The sequence below is a fragment of the Klebsiella sp. 141162 genome, assembly GCF_050600755.1.
Classification (GTDB): Bacteria; Pseudomonadota; Gammaproteobacteria; order Enterobacterales; family Enterobacteriaceae; genus Klebsiella; species Klebsiella aerogenes.
In genome coordinates, this window is record NZ_JAQIRI010000014.1 from 1 (window position 1) to 23,426 (window position 23,426).

A 23,426-nucleotide genomic window follows, 5' to 3' on the forward strand; every position below is an offset into this window, starting at 1 on the left:
AAAAAATTCGGTGGAGCGGTAGTTCAGTCGGTTAGAATACCTGCCTGTCACGCAGGGGGTCGCGGGTTCGAGTCCCGTCCGTTCCGCCACTTATTTATATTAAGCCTGCTATATTAGCGGGCTTAATAGCGAGAAAGATTTAGGGGCGTAGCTCAGTTGGTAGAGCACCGGTCTCCAAAACCGGGTGTCGCGAGTTCGAGTCTCTCCGCCCCTGCCATATATAATCCTTTGCTTCGGCAAAGGATTTTTTTTGTCTTTAATTTCTTCCCTCACACTGCCTTTCTTGCCTTTTGGTCACTCCATCCATGGAGTCAGATCGCTATTCCAGGATGCTGCTTTTCAGGATCTCGCGAATATGTGCCTGCTTATCGCTATTTTGTAGCCAGATGGCATACAGAGGACGTGAAAGCGTCGCGCTATCGGTCACCGTGTGCAGGCCGGTTTTCTGCTGTGCCCAACTAACGGGTAACCAGGTACAACCGTTCAGCGTACTGAGTTGCTGATAAGCCAGTTCGGCGGAGCTCGTTGTCAACAGCGGCACATCATCGCTACCGATCAAACCCGCTTCGTTTTGCTGGAAGTCTGGTCCCCATTCCAGGCGCAGGTAGTTCAAATCATTCTTATTTTTTCCCGGCGCGGCACAATAGAGCGCCAGGGTGAAATGACCCAATAACTGGCTGCTTAATTCATCCATCTTCGGTGATTCAGTGGTGATCAGGAGATCAAGCTGGCGTTCATGCAACTGCTTTACTAATGACTGGCGCTGGGCTATCCGCGCCTCAAATTGCAGGTTATAGGGATCGTTGTAGAGTGTCCCCAGCCAACCGTTCAACAGGCATTCCCACAGCGATGCGCTGGCGCCGATCGAAAATTCATTATGGCGAGAAGAGTGGGCGACCTCCTTACGCGCGGCCTGCCAGGTATTCATCAACGTTTCGGCATAGGGCAATAGTTTCTCGCCGGCTGACGTCAGGCGAATATTGTTACGATGACGGGTAAATAGATTCACGCCCAACTGGTTCTCCAGCTGACGAATGCGGAAGCTAACCGCTGATTGTGTTAAATAAAGCGCTTCCGCTGCCCGTCCAAAGTGGCGAGTTCTGCTCACTTCAAGGAAAGTTTTGAGCAATTCCGTGTCCACACTCTTCTCCGCAAAATTATTTGTCGTGATGATTTAAATGTTTTGTTTGACGCTCTGTCAAGCGTAACTAATACTCCGCGCCATAAATAGCTCGGCCAAAGAATCAGGAGCGTGTAGGATGGCGGAAAGCTTTACGACGACTAATCGTTTTTTCGACAATAAAAATTATCCACGCGGGTTCTCCCGTCACGGTGATTTCACCATCAAAGAGGCGCAACTGCTTGAACGTCATGGTTACGCCTTTAATGAGCTGGAATTGGGCAAACGCGAGCCTGTTACCGAAGATGAAAAACAGTTCGTTGCGGTATGTCACGGCGAACGTGAGCCAGTAACCGACGCGGAACGCGTTTGGATTAAGTATATGGCGCGAATCAAACGTCCGAAGCGTTTTCATACCTTATCTGGCGGCAAGCCGCAGGTTGAAGGCGCTGAAGACTACACTGAAAGCGACGATTAAAAAAAAGGGCGAAAGCCCTTTTTTTATGCCATCAGCGTCTGCAGGTGATTTAACATGCGGTCGATAGCCCGGTAGCTTAGCGCCTCCTGCAAATGATGACGTTCAATATCCCTATCCTCATTAAGATCGGCGATAGTACGCGCAACTTTCAGTAAACGTTGCCATGCGCGGATTGAAAGCCCTAATAGTGACAGCGTCTGTTCCAGCCATATCGCGTCGTCTTCTTTCAGCTTGCACCAGACTTTTATCTCCCCGCTATCCAGTTGCGCGTTCAGTTTATTCTGCCGTGCGAGCTGTCTGTCGCGCGCCGCTAATACCCGTAATCGGATGGTGGCGCTTCGCTCTTCACCGCCGCCACCCCGGCTTAATACGCCCGGCGGAGGGAGCGGAATTTCAAGCGAAAGATCGAAGCGGTCGAGAAATGGCCCTGATAATCGGCCCAGGTAGCGTAGGGTCTGTTCCGGCGTGGCCCGATTATGCTGACCCTGATAATGTCCTGTTGGGCTGGGGTTCATGGCGGCAATCAGCTGAAATCTTGCGGGATAATCAATCTTAGCCCGAGTGCGGGAAAGATGAATTTTTCCTGATTCGATGGGCTCTCGTAGTGCATCCAGAACCCGACGTTCGAATTCGGGTAGTTCATCAAGAAACAGAATACCGTTATGTGCAAGGGAGATCTCTCCAGGGGCCGGGATTGAGCCGCCGCCGACCATCGCCGCTAGCGAAGCGCTATGGTGAGGGGCGCGAAAAGGCCGCCGACGCCACTGGCGCGTGACGTAATGAGCATTGACGAGGCTGAGAATAGCCGCGCTTTCCAGCGCTTCCTGGTTGGTTAGCGGCGGTAAAAGCCCCGGTAAACGGCTGGCGAGCATCGTCTTTCCTGTCCCCGGCGGACCCATCAAGAGCAAATTGTGACCGCCAGCTGCGACTATCTCCAGCGCGCGTTTTCCCTGCTGTTGGCCAATGACATCGCCGAGATCGTCATAATCATTGTCGTCTGTCGCGATTTCGCCAGCTGGCGCCTGCAGAGTATGTTTCCCCTCCAGAAACGCGCAAACTTCCTGCAGGTGTCCGGCTATAAGGCACTCATTGCCGCCAATCAAACCGACCTCTTCGGCATTATCTCCGGCAACGATGATCTTCCTCCCGGCTTTTATTGCCTCCATAGCGCTGGATATAGCCCCTGGAACGCCGCGTAACGCGCCTGTAAGGGCTAATTCGCTAATAAACTCATACTGATTAAGTTTCGGTGCGGCAAGCTGCTGCGAAGCGACCAGGAGCGCGAGAGCAATAGGTAAATCATATCTCCCTCCTTCTTTGGGCAGATCGGCGGGTGCGAGATTGATGGTTATCTTCTTCGCTGGAAAGCTGTAGCCGCTGTTAATAATGGCGCTACGCACCCGATCGCGGGCTTCCTTTACCGTGGTTTCCGGTAGACCGACCATCGTCAAGCCGGGGAGTCCGTTGCTGATATGGACTTCGACGGTAATTAGCGGCGCGCTGACCCCGAGCGCCGCGCGGGTATAGACAATTGCGAGTGACATAACGCCTCCTGAGCGGAATGATTATGTCTATTCAAACGGTTTCATAAACCTGTGAATATTTAACTTTACGTTGCTTGTTCCAGACAATTACCTGCAAAGTTTTGCATTTTCATTGTCTTGGGAGTGCGCGCGCAAATCCGTCATGAAGCCGTTTTAATGCCGTGAAGCACTGAAGCAAACGCGAGAATAAGCTGAATTTTTTTCATTTTATTTTTTTCTTTTTAAAAACAACTGGTTTAATAAAAATTGTTAGCAAGATCAGAAAATGGAACATAAAAAAATCTTGTGCTTAATGTGATGTCTGTGGTAACTCTTTAGGTATTCCTTCGAACAAGAAGCCAGAAAGAACAGAAAATGACAGCCCTTCTACGAGTGATTAGCCTGGTCGTGATTAGCGTGGTGGTGATTATTATCCCACCGTGCGGGGCTGCACTTGGACGAGGAAAGGCTTAGAAATCAAGCCTTAACGAACTAAGACCCCCGCACCGAAAGGTCCGGGGGTTTTTTTATAACTTAAAAAACATAAGCGAGGAGCAGAAGATGGGTTTTAGCATAAAATTCTGTTTCTCCCGATCTATGGCGGGGAAGTAACTATGAACGGGGCGCAGTGGGTGGTACATGCTTTGCGAACACAGGGTGTCGATACGGTATTTGGCTATCCGGGTGGCGCGATTATGCCGGTCTACGATGCATTGTATGACGGCGGCGTGGAACACCTGCTGTGTCGACACGAGCAGGGCGCCGCAATGGCTGCCATCGGTTATGCCCGCGCGACCGGCAAAACCGGAGTCTGCATCGCCACTTCCGGCCCTGGCGCCACCAACCTGATCACCGGTTTGGCGGATGCGTTACTTGATTCTGTGCCTGTTGTTGCGATCACCGGTCAGGTGGCGGCGCCGTTTATCGGCACCGATGCTTTTCAGGAAGTGGACGTTCTCGGTTTGTCGCTGGCCTGCACCAAACACAGTTTCCTGGTGCAGTCGTTGGAAGAGCTGCCGCGCGTGATCGCGGAGGCTTTCCAGGTGGCAAACTCAGGCCGTCCTGGCCCGGTACTGGTTGATATCCCGAAGGATATCCAGCTGGCTAAAGGCGAATTAGATCCGCATTTCTCTACCGTTCCTGACGATGTTGAGTTTCCTCACGCAGAAGTCGAGCAGGCGTTAGCGATGCTTGCGCAGTCCCATAAGCCGATGCTGTACGTGGGCGGCGGCGTCGGAATGGCGCAAGCGGTACCGGCCGTGCGCGAATTTCTGGCGGTGACGCAGATGCCTGTCACCTGCACCCTGAAAGGGTTGGGCGCCGTTGCCGCGGATTATCCGTATTACCTTGGCATGCTCGGTATGCATGGCACCAAGGCGGCAAATCTGGCGGTGCAGGAGTGCGATTTACTGATTGCCGTCGGCGCCCGTTTTGATGACCGGGTGACCGGCAAGCTGAATACCTTTGCCCCGCACGCCAAAGTAATCCATATGGATATTGACCCGGCCGAGCTGAACAAACTGCGCCAGGCGCACGTCGCCTTAACTGGAGATTTAAACGCCATGCTGCCAGCGTTGCAGCAGCCGTTGGCCATCGATGCGTGGCGCGAGCACAACGCGCAGCTGCGCGCGGAGCACGCCTGGCGCTACGATCATCCCGGCGAAGCAATCTACGCGCCGCTGTTGCTCAAGCAGCTTTCCGATCGCAAACCGGCGGATTGCGTCGTGACGACCGATGTCGGCCAGCACCAAATGTGGTCGGCCCAGCACATGACCTATACCCGTCCGGAAAATTTCATCACTTCCAGCGGCCTGGGCACCATGGGCTTCGGCCTGCCGGCAGCCGTCGGCGCGCAGGTGGCCCGCCCGGACGATACGGTTATCTGTATCTCCGGCGATGGCTCTTTCATGATGAACGTGCAGGAGCTGGGCACCGTTAAGCGCAAGCAGTTACCGTTGAAAATCGTGCTGCTGGATAACCAACGTTTAGGTATGGTTCGCCAGTGGCAGCAGCTGTTCTTCCAGGAGCGTTACAGCGAAACCACGCTTACCGATAATCCTGATTTTCTTACGCTGGCCAGCGCTTTCGGCATTCCAGGCCAGCACATCACCCGTAAAGACCAGGTTGAAGCGGCACTCGACACCATGCTTTCGAGCCAGGGGCCATACCTGCTTCATGTCTCAATCGATGAACTTGAGAATGTCTGGCCGTTGGTGCCGCCCGGCGCCAGTAATGCAGAAATGCTGGAGAAATTATCATGATGCAACATCAGGTCGCTTTACAGGCTCGCTTCAACCCCGAAACCTTAGAACGCGTGCTGCGCGTGGTGCGCCATCGCGGTTTTCAAATCTGCTCAATGAATATGGAAACCGCGTCGGATGCGCAAAACATAAATATCGAACTGACCGTTGCCAGCCAGCGGCCCGTCGAATTACTGTTTAGTCAGTTACGCAAACTGGTCGACGTCGCCTGCGTCGAGATCCAGCAACCCACATCACAACAAATCCGCGCCTGAGCGCAGAGGAATAAAAAAAATGACGACGAAGAAAGCTGATTACATTTGGTTCAATGGCGAGATGACTCCATGGGGCGAGGCGAAAGTACACGTCATGTCCCACGCGCTGCACTACGGGACTTCGGTATTCGAAGGTATCCGCTGCTACGATTCTCACAAAGGGCCAGTGGTGTTCCGCCATCGTGAACACATGCAGCGTCTGCATGATTCAGCCAAAATCTACCGTTTCCCGGTTTCTCAGAGCGTTGACGAGCTGATGGAAGCCTGCCGCGAAGTTATCCGTACCAATAAACTGACCAGCGCTTATATCCGTCCGCTGGTGTTTGTTGGCGATGTTGGCATGGGCGTTAACCCGCCGGACGGTTACAAAACCGACGTTATCATCGCGGCGTTCCCGTGGGGTGCATACCTTGGCGCAGAAGCGCTGGAGCAGGGGATCGATGCGATGGTTTCTTCCTGGAACCGCGCGGCGCCTAACACCATCCCAACCGCAGCGAAAGCGGGCGGCAACTATCTCTCCTCTCTGCTGGTCGGCAGCGAAGCGCGTCGTCACGGTTATCAGGAAGGTATCGCGCTGGACGTTAACGGCTATATCTCCGAAGGCGCAGGCGAAAACCTGTTTGAGGTGAAAGATGGCGTGCTGTTTACTCCGCCGTTTACCTCTTCCGCGCTGCCGGGTATCACCCGCGACGCCATCATCAAGCTGGCGAAAGATCTCGGTATCGAAGTCCGCGAGCAGGTGCTGTCCCGCGAATCTCTGTACCTGGCGGATGAAGTGTTCATGTCCGGTACCGCTGCGGAAATCACGCCGGTACGCAGCGTTGACGGTATCCAGGTCGGCGCAGGCCGCCGCGGTCCGGTGACCAAACGCATTCAGGAAGCCTTCTTTGGCCTCTTCACCGGTGAAACGGAAGATAAATGGGGCTGGCTGGATCCGGTAAGTAAGTGATTAAAAATGGGACGGCACGCACCGTCCCATTGCATAAACAGAGATGGGAGTAAAAAGAGCATGCCTAAGTACCGTTCCGCCACCACCACACATGGCCGCAATATGGCGGGCGCCCGCGCGCTGTGGCGCGCAACCGGGATGACCGATGCCGATTTCGGCAAACCAATCATCGCCGTTGTTAACTCCTTTACCCAGTTTGTTCCAGGGCACGTGCATCTGCGCGATCTCGGCAAACTGGTTGCCGAGCAGATTGAAGCTGCGGGCGGCGTCGCTAAAGAATTCAACACCATCGCGGTGGATGATGGGATCGCCATGGGTCACGGGGGTATGCTCTATTCACTGCCATCCCGCGAGCTCATCGCCGATTCAGTCGAGTACATGGTTAACGCCCACTGCGCCGATGCCATGGTCTGTATCTCCAACTGTGACAAAATCACCCCGGGGATGCTGATGGCCTCCCTGCGGTTGAATATTCCGGTGATCTTTGTTTCCGGCGGCCCGATGGAGGCCGGGAAAACTAAGCTGTCTGACAAAATCATCAAGTTGGATCTGGTTGATGCCATGATTCAAGGGGCAGACCCGAAAGTCTCTGACGATCAGAGCGAACAGGTAGAGCGTTCCGCCTGTCCGACCTGCGGTTCGTGCTCGGGTATGTTCACCGCGAACTCAATGAACTGCCTGACCGAAGCATTAGGCCTGTCGCAGCCGGGTAATGGTTCTCTGCTGGCGACCCATGCCGACCGTAAAGCGCTGTTTCTCAACGCCGGTAAACGTATCGTTGAACTGACCAAACGCTACTACGAGCAGGACGACGCTTCCGCGCTACCGCGCAATATCGCCAGCAAGGCGGCATTTGAAAACGCCATGACTCTCGATATCGCAATGGGCGGCTCAACCAATACCGTACTGCACCTGCTGGCGGCGGCGCAGGAAGCCGAAATCGACTTCACCATGAGTGATATCGACAAGCTGTCCCGCAAAGTGCCGCAGCTGTGTAAGGTGGCGCCGAGTACGCAAAAATACCATATGGAAGACGTGCACCGCGCCGGTGGCGTGCTGGGTATCCTCGGCGAGCTGGATCGCGCGGGGTTACTCAACCGCGAGGTTAAAAACGTCCTTGGCCTGACGCTGCCGCAGACCCTGGAACAGTACGATGTGATGGTGACCCAGGACGACGCGGTGAAAAAAATGTTCCGCGCCGGTCCGGCGGGGATCCGTACTACCCAGGCGTTCTCGCAGGATTGCCGCTGGGATACGCTGGATGACGATCGCGCTGAGGGATGTATCCGTTCTCTGGAACATGCCTACAGTAAAGACGGTGGCCTGGCAGTACTGTACGGTAACTTTGCCGAAAACGGCTGTATCGTCAAAACCGCTGGCGTCGACGATAGCATCCTGAAATTTACCGGCCCGGCGAAAGTTTATGAAAGCCAGGACGAAGCGGTTGAGGCTATCCTCGGCGGCAAAGTCGTGGAAGGCGACGTCGTGGTTATTCGCTATGAAGGGCCGAAAGGCGGGCCGGGAATGCAGGAGATGCTCTATCCGACCACCTTCCTCAAGTCCATGGGTCTTGGCAAAGCGTGCGCGTTGATCACCGATGGCCGTTTCTCCGGCGGCACCTCCGGGCTTTCCATCGGCCACGTATCGCCGGAAGCCGCGAGCGGCGGCAACATCGCTATCATCGAAGATGGCGACATGATTGCTATCGATATTCCGAACCGCGGTATCCAACTGCAGCTCAGCGATGCCGAAATCGCCGCCCGTCGCGAAGCGCAAGAAGCGCGTGGCGATAAGGCGTGGACGCCGAAAGACCGCGAGCGCCAGGTCTCCTTCGCGCTGCGCGCTTACGCCAGCCTCGCGACCAGTGCCGACAAGGGCGCCGTGCGCGATAAATCAAAACTTGGGGGTTAATCATGGCCGAGTCGCAACCCCTATCCGCCGCCCCTGAGGGGGCGGAGTATCTCCGGGCGGTACTGCGCGCGCCGGTTTATGAAGCGGTGCAGAAAACCCCGCTGCAAAAAATGGACAAGCTCTCTTCGCGTCTCGATAACGTTATCCTGGTGAAACGCGAAGACCGCCAGCCGGTGCATAGCTTTAAGCTGCGCGGCGCCTACGCGATGATGTCCGGCCTGACGGCGGAACAAAAATCAAATGGTGTGATCACCGCTTCGGCGGGTAATCATGCGCAGGGCGTGGCGTTTTCTGCCTCCCGGCTGGGTGTTAAGGCGCTGATCGTGATGCCGGTAGCGACCGCCGATATCAAAGTCGATGCCGTTCGCGGCTTTGGCGGCGAAGTGTTACTGCACGGCGCCAACTTTGACGAAGCGAAAGCCCGCGCGATCGAGCTGGCGCAGCAGCAGGGTTTTACCTGGGTGCCGCCGTTCGATCACCCGATGGTTATCGCCGGTCAGGGAACGCTGGCGCTGGAGCTGCTGCAGCAGGATGCCCACATTGACCGCGTATTCGTCCCGGTTGGCGGCGGCGGTCTGGCGGCAGGCGTGGCGGTGCTGATCAAGCAGCTGATGCCGCAGATTAAAGTGATAGCGGTGGAAGCGGAAGACTCGGCGTGTCTGAAGGCGGCGCTGGATGCCGGCCACCCGGTGGATCTGCCGCGCGTCGGTTTGTTCGCTGAAGGCGTGGCGGTGAAGCGCATCGGCGATGAAACGTTCCGTGTATGCCAGGAGTATCTGGACGACATCATCACCGTTGATAGCGATGCTATCTGCGCGGCGATGAAAGATCTGTTCGAAGATGTGCGGGCGGTAGCGGAGCCCTCCGGCGCGCTGGCGCTGGCAGGGATGAAAAAGTATATCGCCCAGCATAATATCCGCGGTGAGCGTCTGGCTCACATCCTGTCCGGCGCCAACGTCAACTTCCACGGACTGCGCTACGTTTCGGAGCGTTGCGAGCTCGGGGAGCAGCGCGAAGCGCTGCTGGCGGTGACGATACCGGAAGAGAAAGGCAGCTTCCTTAAGTTCTGTCAGCTACTAGGCGGCCGTTCGGTTACCGAGTTCAACTACCGTTTTGCCGATGCCAAAGATGCCTGTATTTTCGTTGGCGTGCGGCTGAGCCGCGGGTTGGATGAGCGCAAAGAGATCCTCGATCTGCTAAGCGAAGGCGGCTACAGCGTGGTCGATCTTTCCGATGACGAAATGGCGAAACTGCACGTGCGCTATATGGTCGGCGGACGACCGTCTAAACCGCTGCAGGAGCGCCTGTTTAGCTTCGAGTTCCCGGAATCGCCTGGCGCGCTGCTCAAGTTTCTGCACACCCTGGGCACCCACTGGAATATTTCGTTGTTCCACTATCGCAGCCACGGCACCGATTTTGGCCGCGTTCTGGCGGCGTTTGAGCTTGGCGAGCATGAGCCGGACTTCGAAACCCGTCTTAATGAACTGGGCTACGAGTGTCATGACGAAACCCATAACCCGGCGTTCCGCTTTTTCCTCGCGGGCTAGTGGTTAGGCAGTATTTTCCAGAACGCATCAATAAGCGGCTCGTACAGCCGCTTTTTTTGTGCGCAGACGCCCAGCTCAAATGGCGTTTTCTCATCGCTGCGATCGAGGATCATCACGCGATTACGTACCGGCTCGGGGCTGTTTTCCAGCACCACTTCCGGCAGTAGCGCCACGCCGCAGCCGAGGGCGACCATAGATACCATGGCTTCATGGCCGCCGACGGTGGCGTAAATGGATGGATTGCTGATTTTATGGCGGCGGAACCACAGCTCGATGCGGCGGCGCACCGGCCCCTGATCGGCCATGATAAACGGCACCGTTGCCCAGTCGGGATGCTCGACCGTGACCTGATTGCGCACCGGGCAGGGTAACGCCGGGGCAATCAGCACCACCGCAAGATTTTCCAGCATCGAAAACGCCACCGAGCCCGGCAGCGTCTCCGGCTTACCAGCAATGGCCAGATCGGCTTCTCCAGTGACCACTTTTTCCATCGCATCAGCGGCGTCGCCGGTCGATAACTTTATCTCTACCGAAGGATGCGCGGCGCGAAAGCGGTCGAGAATCGGTGGCAGATGGCTGTAAGCGGCGGTCACGGAGCAGAAAATATGTAGCTCGCCGGAGAGTGACGGCCCCTGCTGGTCGATGGCGTGGCGCAGTTGCTGATACTGCAATAAAGTCTGCTGGGCAAAGGTGCGGAGTTCTTCGCCGGCCTCGGTTAGGGTCACGGTGCGATTATCGCGAACGAACAGCGGCTGGCCGAGGTCCTCTTCCAGGCGTTGAATCTGCCGCGAAAGCGTGGAGGGACTGACATGCATAGCCCGCGCGCTGCGGCCAAAATGGCGGCTTTCCGCCAGATGCAGAAAGGTTTTCAGATCGCGTAAATCCATGGCTCAATCCCCTGAGAATAACGTTGCAGTTATTGCAATGTGATGTTGTGAATATATCAATTTTCGCAACGAAATTCCTGTCATATAGTGGGTTCATTCTCGCAAAACGCGAACCGAACAATAAGCACGACAACACAACATCACGAGGTATCACCATGGCTAACTACTTCAACACACTGAATCTGCGCCAGCAGCTGGCTCAGCTGGGCAAATGCCGCTTTATGGGGCGCGATGAATTTGCCGATGGCGCAAGCTATCTTCAGGGTAAAAAAGTAGTCATCGTCGGCTGTGGCGCGCAGGGCTTGAACCAGGGTCTGAACATGCGTGACTCCGGCCTGGATATCTCCTATGCGCTGCGTAAAGAAGCGATCGCCGAGAAGCGCGCATCCTGGCGTAAAGCGACGGAAAACGGCTTCAAAGTGGGTACCTATGAAGAGCTGATCCCGCAGGCTGACCTGGTCGTCAACCTGACTCCGGACAAACAGCACTCTGACGTTGTGCGTTCCGTACAGCCGCTGATGAAAGACGGCGCGGCGCTGGGTTACTCCCACGGCTTCAACATCGTTGAAGTGGGCGAGCAGATCCGCAAAGACATCACCGTGGTGATGGTGGCGCCTAAGTGCCCGGGTACCGAAGTTCGTGAAGAGTACAAACGCGGTTTCGGCGTACCGACGCTTATCGCCGTCCACCCGGAAAACGATCCGAAAGGCGAAGGCATGGCGATTGCCAAAGCCTGGGCAGCGGCGACCGGCGGCCATCGTGCGGGCGTTCTGGAATCCTCCTTCGTGGCGGAAGTGAAATCTGACCTGATGGGCGAGCAGACCATCCTCTGCGGCATGCTGCAGGCGGGTTCTCTGCTGTGCTTCGATAAGCTGGTGGCTGAAGGTACCGATCCGGCCTACGCGGAAAAACTGATTCAGTTCGGTTGGGAAACCATCACCGAAGCGCTGAAGCAAGGCGGTATCACCCTGATGATGGATCGCCTGTCTAATCCGGCGAAACTGCGCGCTTACGCACTGTCCGAACAGCTGAAAGAGATCATGGCGCCGCTGTTCCAGAAACATATGGATGACATCATCTCCGGCGAATTCTCTTCCGGCATGATGGCTGACTGGGCGAACGACGACAAAAAACTGCTGACCTGGCGTGAAGAGACCGGTAAAACCGCGTTCGAAACCGCGCCGCAGTATGAAGGTAAAATCGGCGAGCAGGAGTACTTCGATAAAGGCGTACTGATGATTGCAATGGTGAAAGCGGGCGTTGAACTGGCCTTCGAAACCATGGTTGATTCCGGCATCATCGAAGAGTCCGCTTACTATGAATCGCTGCACGAGCTGCCGCTTATCGCCAACACAATCGCCCGTAAGCGTCTGTATGAAATGAACGTGGTTATCTCCGATACCGCAGAATACGGTAACTACCTGTTCTCTTATGCATGCGTACCGCTGCTGAAAGAGTTCATGACCACTCTGCAGACCGGCGACCTGGGCAAAGCGATTGCCGAAGGCGCGGTAGATAACGCTCAGCTGCGCGACGTGAACGAAGCGATTCGCAGCCACGCTATCGAAGCGGTGGGTAAAAAACTGCGCGGGTATATGACCGATATGAAGCGTATCGCGGTTGCCGGCTAATAAAACAAAAGGTGCGGGCGGATGCCCTCACCCCAACCCTCTCCCACAGGGAGAGGGGGCAAACATTAAAGGCCTTCTCTTTGAGAAGGCCTTGTTGTTTATTTCCGGTACAGCACTTTGATGATGTGGTAACCGAACTGGGTATGCAGCGGGCCGGTTGGCTCCAGTTCCGGGCAGGAGAAAACCACTTTATCGAATGCCGGAACCATCTGGCCCTGGCGGAATTCGCCCAGATCGCCGCCGCGTTTTCCTGACGGGCAGATAGAGTGTTTTTTCGCCAGCTTGCCGAAGTCGGCGCCGTTTTTGAGCTGCTCAAGCAGATCGAGAGCCAGTTTCTCTTCTTTTACCAGGATATGCAGTGCTGCCGCTGTTTTAGCCATGATTGCGCCTTGATTGAGTTGGGATAAATCAGGGCGCCATAGTAACACGCGCTAGCGGCGATACAGCACCTTGATGATATGGTAGCCAAATTTGGTTTGTACCGGGCCATAGGGTTTGAGCAGCGGACAGCTGAACACGGCTTTATCAAACGGAGCGACCATCGCGCCCTGCTGGAACTCCCCCAAATCGCCGCCATGGCGTCCGGACGGACATTTTGAGTAGCGCTTCGCCAGATGATCGAAGCTGACGCCCCGTTCCAGCTTGGCGAGGATCTCGTGTGCCAGTTTTTCTTCTTTGACCAGAATATGCAGGGCCGCTGCGCTTTTTGCCATTACCGGAGCCTCGGGATGAATTGCGTGGCTGACACTTTACCATCAGCCGGTAAATCTCGGCCTCGCTTTCTGCTACAATCCACACCCCGTTCGAAGATTGAGCAATATTCCCATGCGTTTAAACCCTGGCCAACAACAAGCCGTCGAATTCGTTACCGGACCGTGCCTGGTGCTGGCGGGCGCCGGTTCCGGTAAGACCCGCGTTATTACGAATAAAATCGCCCACCTGATCCGCGGCTGCGGCTATCAGGCGCGCCATATCGCGGCCGTCACCTTTACTAACAAGGCCGCGCGCGAAATGAAAGAGCGCGTCGGGCAAACGCTGGGGCGCAAAGAGGCGCGCGGGCTGATGATTTCCACCTTCCACACCCTGGGGCTGGATATCATCAAACGCGAATACGCCGCGCTGGGAATGAAATCCAACTTTTCTTTGTTCGATGATACCGACCAGGTCGCGCTGCTGAAAGAACTCACCGAAGGGTTGATCGAAGATGACAAAGTGGTGTTGCAGCAGCTGATCTCGACGATCTCCAACTGGAAAAACGATCTGAAAACGCCGGCGCAGGCGGCGGCTGGCGCGAAAGGCGAACGGGACCGCATCTTCGCCCACTGCTATGGGCTCTATGATGCGCATATGAAGGCCTGCAACGTCCTCGATTTTGACGACCTGATCCTGCTGCCGACGCTGCTGCTGCAGCGTAATGAAGAGGTGCGCGAGCGCTGGCAGAATAAGATCCGTTACCTGCTGGTGGATGAGTATCAGGATACCAACACCAGCCAGTATGAGCTGGTGAAGCTGCTGGTGGGGCAGCGCGCGCGCTTTACCGTGGTGGGTGATGATGACCAGTCGATCTACTCATGGCGCGGCGCGCGGCCGCAGAACCTGGTGCTGCTAAGCCAGGATTTTCCGGCGCTGCAGGTGATCAAGCTTGAACAGAACTACCGTTCATCAGGGCGTATTCTGAAGGCCGCCAATATTTTGATCGCCAATAACCCACACGTCTTTGAAAAGCGGCTGTTCTCTGAACTTGGCTACGGCACCGAGCTGAAAGTGCTCTCCGCCAATAACGAAGATCATGAAGCGGAGCGCGTCGCTGGCGAACTGATAGCCCATCACTTTATTAATAAAACCAACTACAAAGATTACGCCATCCTTTATCGCGGTAATCACCAGTCGCGGGTTTTTGAAAAGATGCTGATGCAAAACCGCATCCCGTACAAAATCTCGGGCGGCACGTCGTTCTTTTCGCGCCCGGAAATTAAAGATTTGCTGGCCTATCTGCGCGTACTTACCAACCCGGATGACGACAGCGCCTTCCTGCGCATCGTCAATACGCCGAAACGCGAGATTGGCCCGGCGACCTTGCAAAAGCTGGGCGAATGGGCGATGAGCCGTAACAAAGGCTTATTCACCGCCAGCTTTGATATGGGGTTAAGCCAGACGCTGACCGGGCGCGGGTATGAATCTCTCACTCGTTTCACCCATTGGCTGCGGGAAATTCAGCAACTGGCCGAGCGTGAACCGGTCAATGCCGTGCGGGATTTAATTCGCGGGATTGATTATGAGTCCTGGCTATATGAAACCTCGCCGAGCCCGAAAGCCGCGGAAATGCGGATGAAAAACGTCAACCAGCTGTTCACCTGGATGACCGAGATGCTGGAAGGCAGTGAGATAGACGAGCCGATGACGCTGACGCAGGTGGTTACCCGCTTTACCCTGCGCGATATGATGGAACGCGGCGAATCGGATGAAGAGCTGGATCAGGTGCAGTTGATGACCCTGCATGCCTCAAAAGGGCTGGAGTTCCCGTATGTTTACCTGGTAGGAATGGAAGAGGGATTGCTGCCGCATCAGAGCAGTATTGATGAAGATAACGTCGATGAAGAACGGCGGCTGGCCTACGTCGGTATCACTCGCGCCCAGAAAGAGCTGACTTTCACGTTGTGCAAAGAGCGCCGACAGTATGGCGAGCTGGTGCGCCCGGAACCGAGCCGTTTCCTGCTCGAGCTCCCGCAAGACGATCTGATTTGGGAGCAGGAGCGAAAAGTCATCTCTGCGGAAGAACGCATGCATAAAGGCCAGGCCAACGTCGCGAATATCAAGGCGATGCTGGCGAAGGCGAAAAAGGGCTAACGCTTCAGGCGACAAACTGCTGCCAGGCGGTGGAAAATGGCATCACCAGCAGCAGTGACGGTAGCATGTTGGCGGTAGGGAAATGGCGCATACCGCAAAGCCGAAAACCGGTCGCCAGCATAATAATTCCGCCGCAAGCAGTAAAATCAGCGATCATCGATGGGCTTATCAACGTCATAATAAACGTGGCGGCGAAGAACAGAATCACGAAGATGATCAACTGGGGAATAAAAATCGCGGTGATAATGTAGCCCAGCGTGGACGCGAAAATAGCGGCGGTGAAAAAGTCGAGTATCGACTTGGTCAGCAGAATGGTCGGGTCGCCGGTCATCCCTTCGGTTAGGGCGCCAAAAATACCGGTACCGCTGGCGCAGAACAGGATCAGCACCGCGATAAACTGGTTCATAAAATCCTCCGCTTCTACGCCTGCGTTGTTTTGGCCTGGAAAAATGCGCTCGATGGGCGTTCGCAGCTGTGTTCCCGCCCGCTCAATCCACTTCTCAATATTCAACAGGCCGCCAATAATCGTGCCGATGATAACGGCCAGCGCAATGGGTGGCAGATTGATGAGTTTGTTAAGGAAGAACACGCCCATACTGATAGAGATTAAACCGGAAATAAGCGGTAGCGTTTTCTTAAAGTGATCCGGGATAAATCGGTTGAGTGAGGCGCCTGCAATCGCGCCGACGAGTAATGAACCGCTGCAAACAAAAATACCTACCGGCATAGTATATTCTCCCTGTAATAAAATCAGGGCCTGAGAACAGGCCCTGTCGATTTATTTTTTATTATTTGATATTAAATACGCGGCTGGCATTGCCCCAGGCTATTTTATCTTTCAGCCCCGCATCCATTTCTAACGGATCAAACCAGTCGCAGGCCTGATGAATATCTTCATAAGGGTAATCTACGGAGAACATCACGCGATCGGCACCCATTACTTCAATCGCATTATTTAGCGAGTGAGTATTAAAATGACCGCTGGTGGTGACAATAAAGTTATTTTGCAGATAGTGCATTAACGGTTTTTCCGCCTTACCCAAACCGCAGCCGAAACGCTGACGATAGAGGCGATGCTGAGTGCGCGGCAGCATGTGTACCAGCCCTTCACCGAGGTGTCCCAGCACCAGGTTAAGATTCGGATAACGGTCGAACAGGCCGCTCATCATCAGGCGAATAGCGTGAACGGCGGTTTCCTGCGCAAAGCCCCAGGCGGAACCGATCAGGCTTTCGTAACCGGTATAAATCCCGCGCGCCGGGCCTTCCAGCGGTTCACGCGGATGCAGGTACACCGGCACGTTTAGCTCGTTAACTTTATCCCAGAATACCAACATGGATTCATCATCAAGATACAGGCCATGTTCGCTGTCTTTGACGTTGGTATAGCCGTTAATCAGCGCGCCTTTCATGCCCAGTTTTTTCACCGCGCGCTCCAGCTCTTCCGCCGCTGCTTCCGGGTTTTGTAACGCCAGCGTGGCGAACGCGCTAAATTTATCTGGATTCGGTTTTACATAATTATCAACAATAAAATCATTAGTGTCGCGAGCGAAAGAGACCGCTTTAGCTTTATCTAAAATAGATTGCGCGCCGGGCGAAGTCAGAGAAAGAATGACGTGGTCAATATTACGTTGCGCCATCTCTTCGAGCTGAATGCTGCGGTCAAGCAGACGGCGTTCAACGTCTTGCATATATTCGCTACCGTTACGATTAGCTTCGCCGGTCGAATCCCACAAACGATTATTTTCAGGAGTAGATACATGTTCTTCTAAAGCGATTTTTCCGCGCATGATAGGTTCCTCTATTTATTCGGTCGATATGAACTGATGCGAGGAGATTAAAATGTTTGACGTATTGACAGCAATAAACCAAATAGAATACGGCGTATCAGGAATACTAATACAGCCGATTCTTTGATGATTTAAATGTTAATAGAACCACCTGAGGCGGCAAGGGCTACAATCTGCGTGCGCAGCCAGATATGCCCGGGATCGCGGTGCAGGCGCTGGTGCCAGACCTGGCGAATCGCGATGTTAGCCAGTGAGAAAGGCAGTGGCCAGCTGCGGCAGGGGTAACGTCTGGTGATATGGCGCGCCAGCTGTTCTGGCACCACCGCCAGCATCTCGCTGCCGGCAACCAGCTCGCCCGCGCCTAAAAAGCTGGGCAGCGTCAATGCGATGCGCCGCGGCATACTGTGTTCCGCCAGTAGTTTATCAATGTCGCCGTGGGCGGTGCCGTTGACGCGAACCGCAAGGTGCTTTTCCTGACGCCAGTCTTCGGCGCTGAACCGATGACGAATGCGCGGGTGATTTTCCGCTGCCAGACACACATACGATTGATCGAACAAGTGCTGCTGATAGACGCTATCCGGCAACTGGGTAAGATATCCGATCGCCAAATCGCATTTCCCGGATTCCAGCGCGCTAAGCGTTTGATCGTCAATATTCAGCACCGTAAAAGTGATGTCGCTGGCTTCCAGCCGCTGGAGCTGGCTTTGCAGCAAAGGAAGAAGCGTCATCTGGCTGATATCGGTCATGCCGATGGTGAAGTTACGGTTGCTCTCCTGCGGAATAAATTCCGGCTTAGCCGCCAAATCGGTATCGACCATTTGCAGCAGAGTAAAAATGGTGGGGGCGATAGCGTCCGCGCGCGGCGTTGGCGCCATTCGTTGACCAACGCGCACAAACAGCGGGTCGTCAAAGTGCTCGCGTAGCTTTTTTAGCAGCAGGCTACCGGTTGGCTGGCTGATATCGAGCGCTTCCGCCGCCGGAGAGACATTCCCCAATCGGTAGAGCGCGGAGAAAAAGCGTAGTGATTTGAAATCCAGTTCTTCCCGCATGCGCCCTCCTGGCCGGAAATTACCTCGCCGCGTCGTCGTCGATCAGCAGCGCCCAGTGGACATAACTTTGCCACTGGCACTCTTGCTCGACCATTTCCCGGCCCAGCGGGTGTTCTTCCAGCCAGTCATCCGGCAGCGTCAGCGTCAGTTTTTCGTCGTCGGCGGTAAGCTGGATGGTTGGCAGGAGATCGTCGCGCCGGCGGCTGGCAAACAGAATCGCCAGTCGCAGCAGGCGACACAGATGTTCGGCAACGCGCGGCGGTACCGCGTTTTGCTGATGGAGCGAAGAAAGATCGATGGCGTTAGTCTGGTTGAGCAGCAGCGTGGCGATGAGCTTCTTTTGCGCCGGGGTAAAACCGGGCAGGTCGAGGTTATTGACCAGATAGGCGGCGTGCTGCGGCGCGCGTTTGAAATCGACGCTCAGGCCAATTTCATGCAGCGCGCAGGCGCTGACGAGTAAATCGCGGCTTAGCGGATCCAGCTCCCAGCCGCTGTCCAGTTGATCCACCAGATGGGTGGCCAGATTCGCTACCCGTTGCGCCTGCTCGGTATCGATCATAAAACGTCGCTGAATATTACGCAGCGTGCGGCTACGAATATCCTGATCGACGGAAAGGTGCAGCATGCCGTAGACCAGCCCTTCGCGTAATGCGCCGCCTGCCAGCGTCATGCACTGAATATTCAGTTCGCTAAAGATAGCAATCAGAATGGCCAGGCCGCTCGGAAAAACCAGTGCGCGTTCGAGCGTCAGCCCTTCGATTTCCAGCTCTTCAAGCCGACCGCACTGGATAGCGCGCTGCCTAAGCTGCTGCAGTTTGCTGAGGGTGATGCGTTCATCCATTCCCTGCGCCATCATGATTTCCTGCAGCGCCTGCACGGTGCCTGAGGCGCCAACGCACACTTTCCAGCCGTGGTAGCGCAGGACATCAGCGATCGGACGCAGCACATCGCGCGCCGCCGCTTCAGCGAGAGCGAAGTTTTCTTTCGTCAGGCTACGGTCGGCGAAGTAGCGTTCAAGCCAGGTGACGCAGCCCATCGACAGGCTGAACAGAGAAGTGGTTTGCGCGCCGGTGCCGGTCACCAGTTCGGTGCTGGCGCCGCCGATATCCACCACCAGGCGCTGATCGGCGCCGCCGGTGGTATGGGCTACACCCTGGTAGATCAGGCGGGCTTCTTCTTCACCGCTAATCACCTGGACGGGGCAACCGAGGATTTCCTGCGCTTTCGCCAGAAACTCGCCGGCGTTGACCGCCAGCCGCAGGGTGGCGGTAGCCACGACGCGAATTTGCGCTGAAGGAATATCCTGCAAACGCTCGGCAAACAGGCGTAAGCACTGCCAGCCGCGCTCCATCGCTTCCGCGGAGAGCGCATTATCGCTATTCAGGCCAGCGGCCAGACGCACCTTGCGCTTAATGCGGCTCAGCGTTTGAATACTGCCGGCCACCTCGCGCACCACCAACATATGAAAACTATTGGAGCCAAGGTCGATGGCGGCATACAGCGAGGTGGAACTCATACTCTTCATCTTTCAGGTCGCTCCTGTGTCGACTGGGCGTCGTTGCCCATTCCACTTACCTGAACGCATTGCCTGGGATTATCTCCATGGCGCATCCTGAAAGATTTCGCGTATGGCATAGATGTTAACCTGAACGACGACGATTACGTGGCGGGCCGTTACGGCGCGGGCCATTACCTGGGCGGGTGCGCGTTAAACGCAACGGCTTAGGTAAGTCGGTCATCAGCGCGTCCGGATTGTACTTGCTGACCGGGATCGAATGGCCGATATAGGTTTCGATTGCCGGCAGGTTCAGCGCGTACTCTTCGCAGGCCAGGCTAATAGAATGCCCGCTTGCGCCCGCGCGGCCGGTACGGCCGATACGGTGGACATAGTCTTCGCAGTCATCCGGCAGGTCATAGTTAAAGACATGGGTGACGGCTGGGATATGCAGGCCGCGAGCGGCTACGTCGGTCGCAACCAGAATATCGAGATCGCCGCGGGTGAACTCTTCGAGAATACGCAGGCGTTTTTTCTGCGCTACGTCGCCGGTCAGCAGGCCGACGCGATGTCCGTCTGCGGCCAGATGGCCCCAGATATCTTCGCAGCGATGCTTGGTGTTGGCGAAAACGATAGCGCGGTCGGGCCACTCTTCTTCCAGCAGCGTCTGCAGCAGGCGCATTTTTTCGTCGTTGGAAGGGTAGAACAGCTCTTCTTTAATACGGTGGCCGGTTTTCTGTTCCGGTTCGACTTCAACGTACTCGGCGTTGTTCATCTGTTCGAACGCCAGTTCGCGTACGCGATAAGACAGCGTAGCGGAGAACAGCATGTTCAGGCGCTGAGTGGCTGGCGGCATGCGGCGGAATAGCCAGCGGATATCTTTAATAAAGCCGAGATCGTACATGCGATCGGCTTCGTCCAGCACGACAACCTGAATGGCGCCGAGGTTAATATGGTTTTGTTTGGCGTAATCGATCAGGCGACCGGTGGTGCCGATCAGAATATCGACGCCGCTTTCCAGCACTTTCAGCTGTTTATCGTAGCCGTCGCCGCCATAAGCCAGGCCCAGTTTCAGGCCCGTTGCCTGCGCCAGCGGTTCGGCGTCTGCGTGAATCTGCACCGCCAGCTCGCGCGTCGGCGCCATGATCAGCGCGCGCGGTTGGTTAACCTGGCGGTCTGCGATGGCCGGGTGAGAGAGAAGATAATGAAACGTTGACGTCAGAAACGCCATCGTTTTACCGGTACCGGTTTGCGCCTGCCCGGCGACATCGCGACCTTCCAGCGTTAGCGGAAGGGCGAGAGCCTGAATGGGTGTGCAATTATGAAACCCTTTTTTTTCAAGGGCTTCGACAACTGCCGGGTGCAGGGCGAAGTCGGAAAACTTCTGTTCTGTCAAATGTGTTTTGCTCATAGTGTGGTAGAATATCAGCTAACTATTGCATTAAGAAAGCGTATCCGGTGAAATAACGTCAACCTTTCGTTGGCGATATACGAAATTATTCAAGGTGCGTCTCCGGCTACTGAACGGATCCCGGAAAGCTTAGACTACTAAGCGCAACGGGGGCGGTAAATCTGCCGCAGGTAGATTTGCAGACAGTGCGCTTAAGCATCGGCGGTGGTGGTCCATGGTGGATCCATTTCCGCAGGTAGCTTATAAAAGAGGCATCCTGAAGAATAGCGTGCATAACGTAGCATCAACACGTCGTTGATGACTGCGACACCAACACACCAGGCTTATTCCTGTGGAGTTATATATGAGCGATAAAATTATTCACCTGACTGACGACAGTTTTGACACGGACGTACTCAAGGCTGACGGGCTGACCCTCGTCGATTTCTGGGCAGAGTGGTGTGGTCCGTGCAAAATGATCGCCCCGATTCTGGATGAGATCGCTGAAGAGTATCAAGGCAAACTGACCGTGGCTAAACTGAACATTGATCAGAACCCGGGCACGGCGCCGAAGTACGGCATCCGCGGCATCCCGACGCTGCTGCTGTTCAAGAACGGCGAAGTCGCGGCGACCAAAGTCGGCGCGCTGTCCAAAGGCCAACTGAAAGAGTTCCTCGACGCCAACCTGGCGTAATCGGTTTGCCATTCCGGCGTCCGGATTCCTATTTTTTGTGGAACTCTGGACGCCCGGCCTGAGTCGTGCTAAGTTAATTCCAGACTTCGTTTTAAACATACCTATTGTTTGAATCTTGTTTTACCCAAAGCGTCCCGCAGACTATGCGCGTGAGGCTAATAATTCTGGGCTTATCACTCATTCCGTCTTGTCGTTTCAGTTCTGCGTTCTTTCCTGTGACCAGGCAACGTACAGACACGAGATGAAGCCGCTAACAGGCATGGATGTTCCTGCCATACCATTCACAACATTAAGTTCGAGATTTACCCCGAGTTTAAGAACCCACACCACTATGAATCTTACCGAATTAAAGAATACGCCGGTTTCTGAGCTGATTACTCTCGGCGAAAATATGGGGCTGGAAAACCTGGCTCGTATGCGTAAGCAGGATATTATTTTTGCCATCCTTAAGCAGCATTCAAAGAGTGGCGAAGATATCTTTGGCGATGGCGTACTGGAGATACTGCAGGATGGATTTGGATTCCTCCGCTCAGCAGACAGCTCCTACCTCGCCGGTCCAGACGACATCTACGTATCCCCCAGCCAAATCCGCCGCTTCAACCTCCGCACTGGTGACACCATTTCCGGTAAGATTCGTCCTCCTAAAGAGGGTGAACGTTACTTCGCGCTGCTGAAAGTTAACGAAGTTAACTACGACAAGCCGGAAAACGCGCGTAATAAGATTCTGTTCGAGAACTTAACGCCGCTGCACGCGAATTCGCGCCTGCGTATGGAGCGTGGTAATGGTTCTACCGAAGACTTAACCGCTCGCGTACTGGATCTGGCATCGCCGATTGGTCGCGGCCAGCGTGGCCTGATCGTCGCGCCGCCGAAAGCCGGTAAAACCATGCTGCTGCAGAACATCGCGCAGAGCATCGCGTACAACCATCCTGACTGCGTGCTGATGGTGTTGCTTATCGACGAACGTCCGGAAGAAGTAACCGAGATGCAGCGTCTGGTTAAAGGCGAAGTTGTTGCTTCTACCTTTGACGAACCCGCATCTCGCCACGTGCAGGTTGCCGAAATGGTTATCGAGAAAGCGAAACGTCTGGTTGAGCACAAAAAAGACGTTATCATCCTGCTCGACTCCATCACCCGTCTGGCTCGTGCCTACAACACCGTGGTTCCGGCTTCCGGTAAAGTACTGACCGGTGGTGTGGACGCCAACGCCCTGCATCGTCCGAAGCGCTTCTTCGGTGCGGCGCGTAACGTGGAAGAGGGCGGCAGCCTGACCATCATCGCTACCGCGCTTATCGATACCGGCTCTAAAATGGATGAAGTTATCTACGAAGAGTTCAAAGGCACCGGTAACATGGAACTGCACCTCTCCCGTAAGATTGCGGAAAAACGCGTCTTCCCGGCTATCGACTACAACCGTTCCGGTACTCGTAAAGAAGAGCTGCTGACCACCCAGGAAGAGCTGCAGAAAATGTGGATCCTGCGCAAAATCATCCATCCAATGGGTGAAATCGACGCAATGGAGTTCCTCATTAATAAGCTGGCGATGACCAAAACTAACGACGACTTCTTCGATATGATGAAGCGTTCGTAAGACGGAATACGC

General features: G+C 55.1%; 22 protein-coding genes and 2 tRNA genes. 14 read left to right on the forward strand and 10 right to left on the reverse strand.

From position 1 onward, the window contains the following. Nucleotides 1–12: 12 nt before the first annotated feature. Both PGR23_RS23245 and PGR23_RS23250 read left to right on the forward strand, forming a co-directional pair. A tRNA-Asp gene (locus PGR23_RS23245) sits at nucleotides 13–89 on the forward strand. Between the two features lie 52 nt (nucleotides 90–141). After that, nucleotides 142–217: transfer RNA gene (locus PGR23_RS23250), tRNA-Trp, on the forward strand. 102 nt (nucleotides 218–319) lie between these two features. Here PGR23_RS23250 and hdfR read toward each other — a convergent pair. Next, nucleotides 320–1,141, reverse strand: coding sequence for an HTH-type transcriptional regulator HdfR (gene hdfR / locus PGR23_RS23255; protein WP_045395539.1), 822 nt, complete (start codon nucleotides 1,139–1,141; stop codon nucleotides 320–322). 118 nt (nucleotides 1,142–1,259) lie between these two features. Between hdfR and PGR23_RS23260 the strand changes: the two genes are divergently transcribed. Continuing rightward, nucleotides 1,260–1,598 carry a DUF413 domain-containing protein gene (locus tag PGR23_RS23260; RefSeq protein WP_045362345.1) on the forward strand — a complete coding sequence of 113 codons (339 nt, stop codon included), beginning with the start codon at nucleotides 1,260–1,262 and terminating at the stop codon, nucleotides 1,596–1,598. A gap of 23 nt (nucleotides 1,599–1,621) precedes the next feature. On the opposite strand, the gene PGR23_RS23265 is transcribed toward PGR23_RS23260, so the two are convergent. Beyond that, nucleotides 1,622–3,142: a YifB family Mg chelatase-like AAA ATPase gene (locus tag PGR23_RS23265; protein ID WP_396280075.1), complete on the reverse strand. Its 1,521-nt coding sequence runs from the start codon at nucleotides 3,140–3,142 to the stop codon at nucleotides 1,622–1,624. Between the two features lie 354 nt (nucleotides 3,143–3,496). Between PGR23_RS23265 and ilvL the strand changes: the two genes are divergently transcribed. The 6 genes from ilvL (at nucleotide 3,497) to ilvA (ending at nucleotide 10,043) form a co-directional block, all read left to right on the forward strand. Beyond that, a complete protein-coding gene (gene ilvL / locus PGR23_RS23270; protein WP_001311244.1) occupies nucleotides 3,497–3,595 on the forward strand; it encodes an ilv operon leader peptide in 99 nt (32 codons plus the stop codon). Between the two features lie 140 nt (nucleotides 3,596–3,735). Beyond that, nucleotides 3,736–5,382: an acetolactate synthase 2 catalytic subunit gene (gene ilvG, locus PGR23_RS23275; RefSeq protein ID WP_049056423.1), complete on the forward strand. Its 1,647-nt coding sequence runs from the start codon at nucleotides 3,736–3,738 to the stop codon at nucleotides 5,380–5,382. Continuing rightward, nucleotides 5,379–5,636, forward strand: a complete 258-nt coding sequence (gene ilvM, locus PGR23_RS23280) for an acetolactate synthase 2 small subunit (protein WP_015368897.1) — start codon at nucleotides 5,379–5,381, stop codon at nucleotides 5,634–5,636. The genes ilvG and ilvM overlap by 4 nt, the downstream gene beginning before the upstream one ends. Before the next feature lie 19 nt (nucleotides 5,637–5,655). Then, nucleotides 5,656–6,585, forward strand: a complete 930-nt coding sequence (locus PGR23_RS23285) for a branched-chain amino acid transaminase (RefSeq protein WP_008807980.1) — start codon at nucleotides 5,656–5,658, stop codon at nucleotides 6,583–6,585. A 60-nt stretch (nucleotides 6,586–6,645) separates the two neighbouring features. Continuing rightward, nucleotides 6,646–8,496, forward strand: coding sequence for a dihydroxy-acid dehydratase (gene ilvD / locus PGR23_RS23290; protein ID WP_047045666.1), 1,851 nt, complete (start codon nucleotides 6,646–6,648; stop codon nucleotides 8,494–8,496). A 2-nt stretch (nucleotides 8,497–8,498) separates the two neighbouring features. Then, nucleotides 8,499–10,043, forward strand: a complete 1,545-nt coding sequence (gene ilvA / locus PGR23_RS23295; protein ID WP_015368895.1) for a threonine ammonia-lyase, biosynthetic — start codon at nucleotides 8,499–8,501, stop codon at nucleotides 10,041–10,043. On the opposite strand, the gene ilvY is transcribed toward ilvA, so the two are convergent. Beyond that, complete coding sequence (gene ilvY, locus PGR23_RS23300; protein WP_015703964.1) at nucleotides 10,040–10,930, reverse strand: HTH-type transcriptional activator IlvY; 891 nt, start codon at nucleotides 10,928–10,930, stop codon at nucleotides 10,040–10,042. The genes ilvA and ilvY overlap by 4 nt on opposite strands. A gap of 155 nt (nucleotides 10,931–11,085) precedes the next feature. On the opposite strand from ilvY, the gene ilvC reads away from it, so the two are divergent. Continuing rightward, on the forward strand, nucleotides 11,086–12,561 hold the full coding sequence (ilvC, locus tag PGR23_RS23305; protein ID WP_015703965.1) for a ketol-acid reductoisomerase: 1,476 nt from the start codon (nucleotides 11,086–11,088) through the stop codon (nucleotides 12,559–12,561). A 98-nt stretch (nucleotides 12,562–12,659) separates the two neighbouring features. Here ilvC and ppiC (PGR23_RS23310) read toward each other — a convergent pair whose 3' ends face one another. After that, nucleotides 12,660–12,941, reverse strand: a complete 282-nt coding sequence (ppiC, locus tag PGR23_RS23310) for a peptidylprolyl isomerase PpiC (RefSeq protein ID WP_002883180.1) — start codon at nucleotides 12,939–12,941, stop codon at nucleotides 12,660–12,662. A gap of 51 nt (nucleotides 12,942–12,992) precedes the next feature. After that, on the reverse strand, nucleotides 12,993–13,274 hold the full coding sequence (gene ppiC, locus PGR23_RS23315; protein WP_032709514.1) for a peptidylprolyl isomerase PpiC: 282 nt from the start codon (nucleotides 13,272–13,274) through the stop codon (nucleotides 12,993–12,995). 112 nt (nucleotides 13,275–13,386) lie between these two features. Here ppiC (PGR23_RS23315) and rep point away from each other — a divergent pair, with 112 nt between their 5' ends. After that, a complete protein-coding gene (rep, locus tag PGR23_RS23320) occupies nucleotides 13,387–15,408 on the forward strand; it encodes a DNA helicase Rep (protein WP_015368891.1) in 2,022 nt (673 codons plus the stop codon). 4 nt (nucleotides 15,409–15,412) lie between these two features. Here rep and PGR23_RS23325 read toward each other — a convergent pair whose 3' ends face one another. The 5 genes from PGR23_RS23325 to rhlB all read right to left on the reverse strand — a co-directional run bounded on the left by PGR23_RS23325 (nucleotide 15,413) and on the right by rhlB (nucleotide 21,150). After that, a complete protein-coding gene (locus PGR23_RS23325; RefSeq protein ID WP_063414949.1) occupies nucleotides 15,413–16,135 on the reverse strand; it encodes a DUF554 domain-containing protein in 723 nt (240 codons plus the stop codon). A gap of 61 nt (nucleotides 16,136–16,196) precedes the next feature. Beyond that, nucleotides 16,197–17,195, reverse strand: coding sequence for an amidohydrolase family protein (locus tag PGR23_RS23330; protein ID WP_047045675.1), 999 nt, complete (start codon nucleotides 17,193–17,195; stop codon nucleotides 16,197–16,199). Between the two features lie 131 nt (nucleotides 17,196–17,326). Continuing rightward, complete coding sequence (locus PGR23_RS23335) at nucleotides 17,327–18,244, reverse strand: LysR family transcriptional regulator (RefSeq protein ID WP_047066620.1); 918 nt, start codon at nucleotides 18,242–18,244, stop codon at nucleotides 17,327–17,329. Between the two features lie 19 nt (nucleotides 18,245–18,263). Beyond that, nucleotides 18,264–19,769: a guanosine-5'-triphosphate,3'-diphosphate diphosphatase gene (gene gppA / locus PGR23_RS23340; protein WP_396280074.1), complete on the reverse strand. Its 1,506-nt coding sequence runs from the start codon at nucleotides 19,767–19,769 to the stop codon at nucleotides 18,264–18,266. A gap of 115 nt (nucleotides 19,770–19,884) precedes the next feature. After that, nucleotides 19,885–21,150 carry an ATP-dependent RNA helicase RhlB gene (gene rhlB, locus PGR23_RS23345; RefSeq protein ID WP_015368886.1) on the reverse strand — a complete coding sequence of 422 codons (1,266 nt, stop codon included), beginning with the start codon at nucleotides 21,148–21,150 and terminating at the stop codon, nucleotides 19,885–19,887. A 343-nt stretch (nucleotides 21,151–21,493) separates the two neighbouring features. On the opposite strand from rhlB, the gene trxA reads away from it, so the two are divergent. The 3 genes from trxA to rho all read left to right on the forward strand — a co-directional run bounded on the left by trxA (nucleotide 21,494) and on the right by rho (nucleotide 23,414). Next, nucleotides 21,494–21,823, forward strand: coding sequence for a thioredoxin TrxA (gene trxA / locus PGR23_RS23350; RefSeq protein ID WP_002883224.1), 330 nt, complete (start codon nucleotides 21,494–21,496; stop codon nucleotides 21,821–21,823). Nucleotides 21,824–21,966: 143 nt separating this feature from the next. Beyond that, complete coding sequence (locus PGR23_RS23355; protein ID WP_131631697.1) at nucleotides 21,967–22,068, forward strand: rho operon leader peptide; 102 nt, start codon at nucleotides 21,967–21,969, stop codon at nucleotides 22,066–22,068. Nucleotides 22,069–22,154: 86 nt separating this feature from the next. Beyond that, nucleotides 22,155–23,414 carry a transcription termination factor Rho gene (gene rho, locus PGR23_RS23360; protein WP_002883293.1) on the forward strand — a complete coding sequence of 420 codons (1,260 nt, stop codon included), beginning with the start codon at nucleotides 22,155–22,157 and terminating at the stop codon, nucleotides 23,412–23,414. Nucleotides 23,415–23,426 lie beyond the last annotated feature (12 nt).

Excerpts from the sequence above, each read along its gene's own strand:
- PGR23_RS23260 (WP_045362345.1), top strand. The coding sequence starts at position 1,260 with ATGGCGGAAAGCTTTACGACGACTAATCGTTTTTTCGACAATAAAAAT.
- PGR23_RS23265 (WP_396280075.1), bottom strand. The coding sequence starts at position 3,142 with ATGTCACTCGCAATTGTCTATACCCGCGCGGCGCTCGGGGTCAGCGCG.
- ilvL (WP_001311244.1), top strand. The coding sequence starts at position 3,497 with ATGACAGCCCTTCTACGAGTGATTAGCCTGGTCGTGATTAGCGTGGTG.
- ilvG (WP_049056423.1), top strand. The coding sequence starts at position 3,736 with ATGAACGGGGCGCAGTGGGTGGTACATGCTTTGCGAACACAGGGTGTC.
- ilvM (WP_015368897.1), top strand. The coding sequence starts at position 5,379 with ATGATGCAACATCAGGTCGCTTTACAGGCTCGCTTCAACCCCGAAACC.
- PGR23_RS23285 (WP_008807980.1), top strand. The coding sequence starts at position 5,656 with ATGACGACGAAGAAAGCTGATTACATTTGGTTCAATGGCGAGATGACT.
- ilvD (WP_047045666.1), top strand. The coding sequence starts at position 6,646 with ATGCCTAAGTACCGTTCCGCCACCACCACACATGGCCGCAATATGGCG.
- ilvA (WP_015368895.1), top strand. The coding sequence starts at position 8,499 with ATGGCCGAGTCGCAACCCCTATCCGCCGCCCCTGAGGGGGCGGAGTAT.
- ilvY (WP_015703964.1), bottom strand. The coding sequence starts at position 10,930 with ATGGATTTACGCGATCTGAAAACCTTTCTGCATCTGGCGGAAAGCCGC.
- ilvC (WP_015703965.1), top strand. The coding sequence starts at position 11,086 with ATGGCTAACTACTTCAACACACTGAATCTGCGCCAGCAGCTGGCTCAG.
- ppiC (WP_002883180.1), bottom strand. The coding sequence starts at position 12,941 with ATGGCTAAAACAGCGGCAGCACTGCATATCCTGGTAAAAGAAGAGAAA.
- ppiC (WP_032709514.1), bottom strand. The coding sequence starts at position 13,274 with ATGGCAAAAAGCGCAGCGGCCCTGCATATTCTGGTCAAAGAAGAAAAA.
- rep (WP_015368891.1), top strand. The coding sequence starts at position 13,387 with ATGCGTTTAAACCCTGGCCAACAACAAGCCGTCGAATTCGTTACCGGA.
- PGR23_RS23325 (WP_063414949.1), bottom strand. The coding sequence starts at position 16,135 with ATGCCGGTAGGTATTTTTGTTTGCAGCGGTTCATTACTCGTCGGCGCG.
- PGR23_RS23330 (WP_047045675.1), bottom strand. The coding sequence starts at position 17,195 with ATGCGCGGAAAAATCGCTTTAGAAGAACATGTATCTACTCCTGAAAAT.
- PGR23_RS23335 (WP_047066620.1), bottom strand. The coding sequence starts at position 18,244 with ATGCGGGAAGAACTGGATTTCAAATCACTACGCTTTTTCTCCGCGCTC.
- gppA (WP_396280074.1), bottom strand. The coding sequence starts at position 19,769 with ATGAAGAGTATGAGTTCCACCTCGCTGTATGCCGCCATCGACCTTGGC.
- rhlB (WP_015368886.1), bottom strand. The coding sequence starts at position 21,150 with ATGAGCAAAACACATTTGACAGAACAGAAGTTTTCCGACTTCGCCCTG.
- trxA (WP_002883224.1), top strand. The coding sequence starts at position 21,494 with ATGAGCGATAAAATTATTCACCTGACTGACGACAGTTTTGACACGGAC.
- PGR23_RS23355 (WP_131631697.1), top strand. The coding sequence starts at position 21,967 with ATGCGCGTGAGGCTAATAATTCTGGGCTTATCACTCATTCCGTCTTGT.
- rho (WP_002883293.1), top strand. The coding sequence starts at position 22,155 with ATGAATCTTACCGAATTAAAGAATACGCCGGTTTCTGAGCTGATTACT.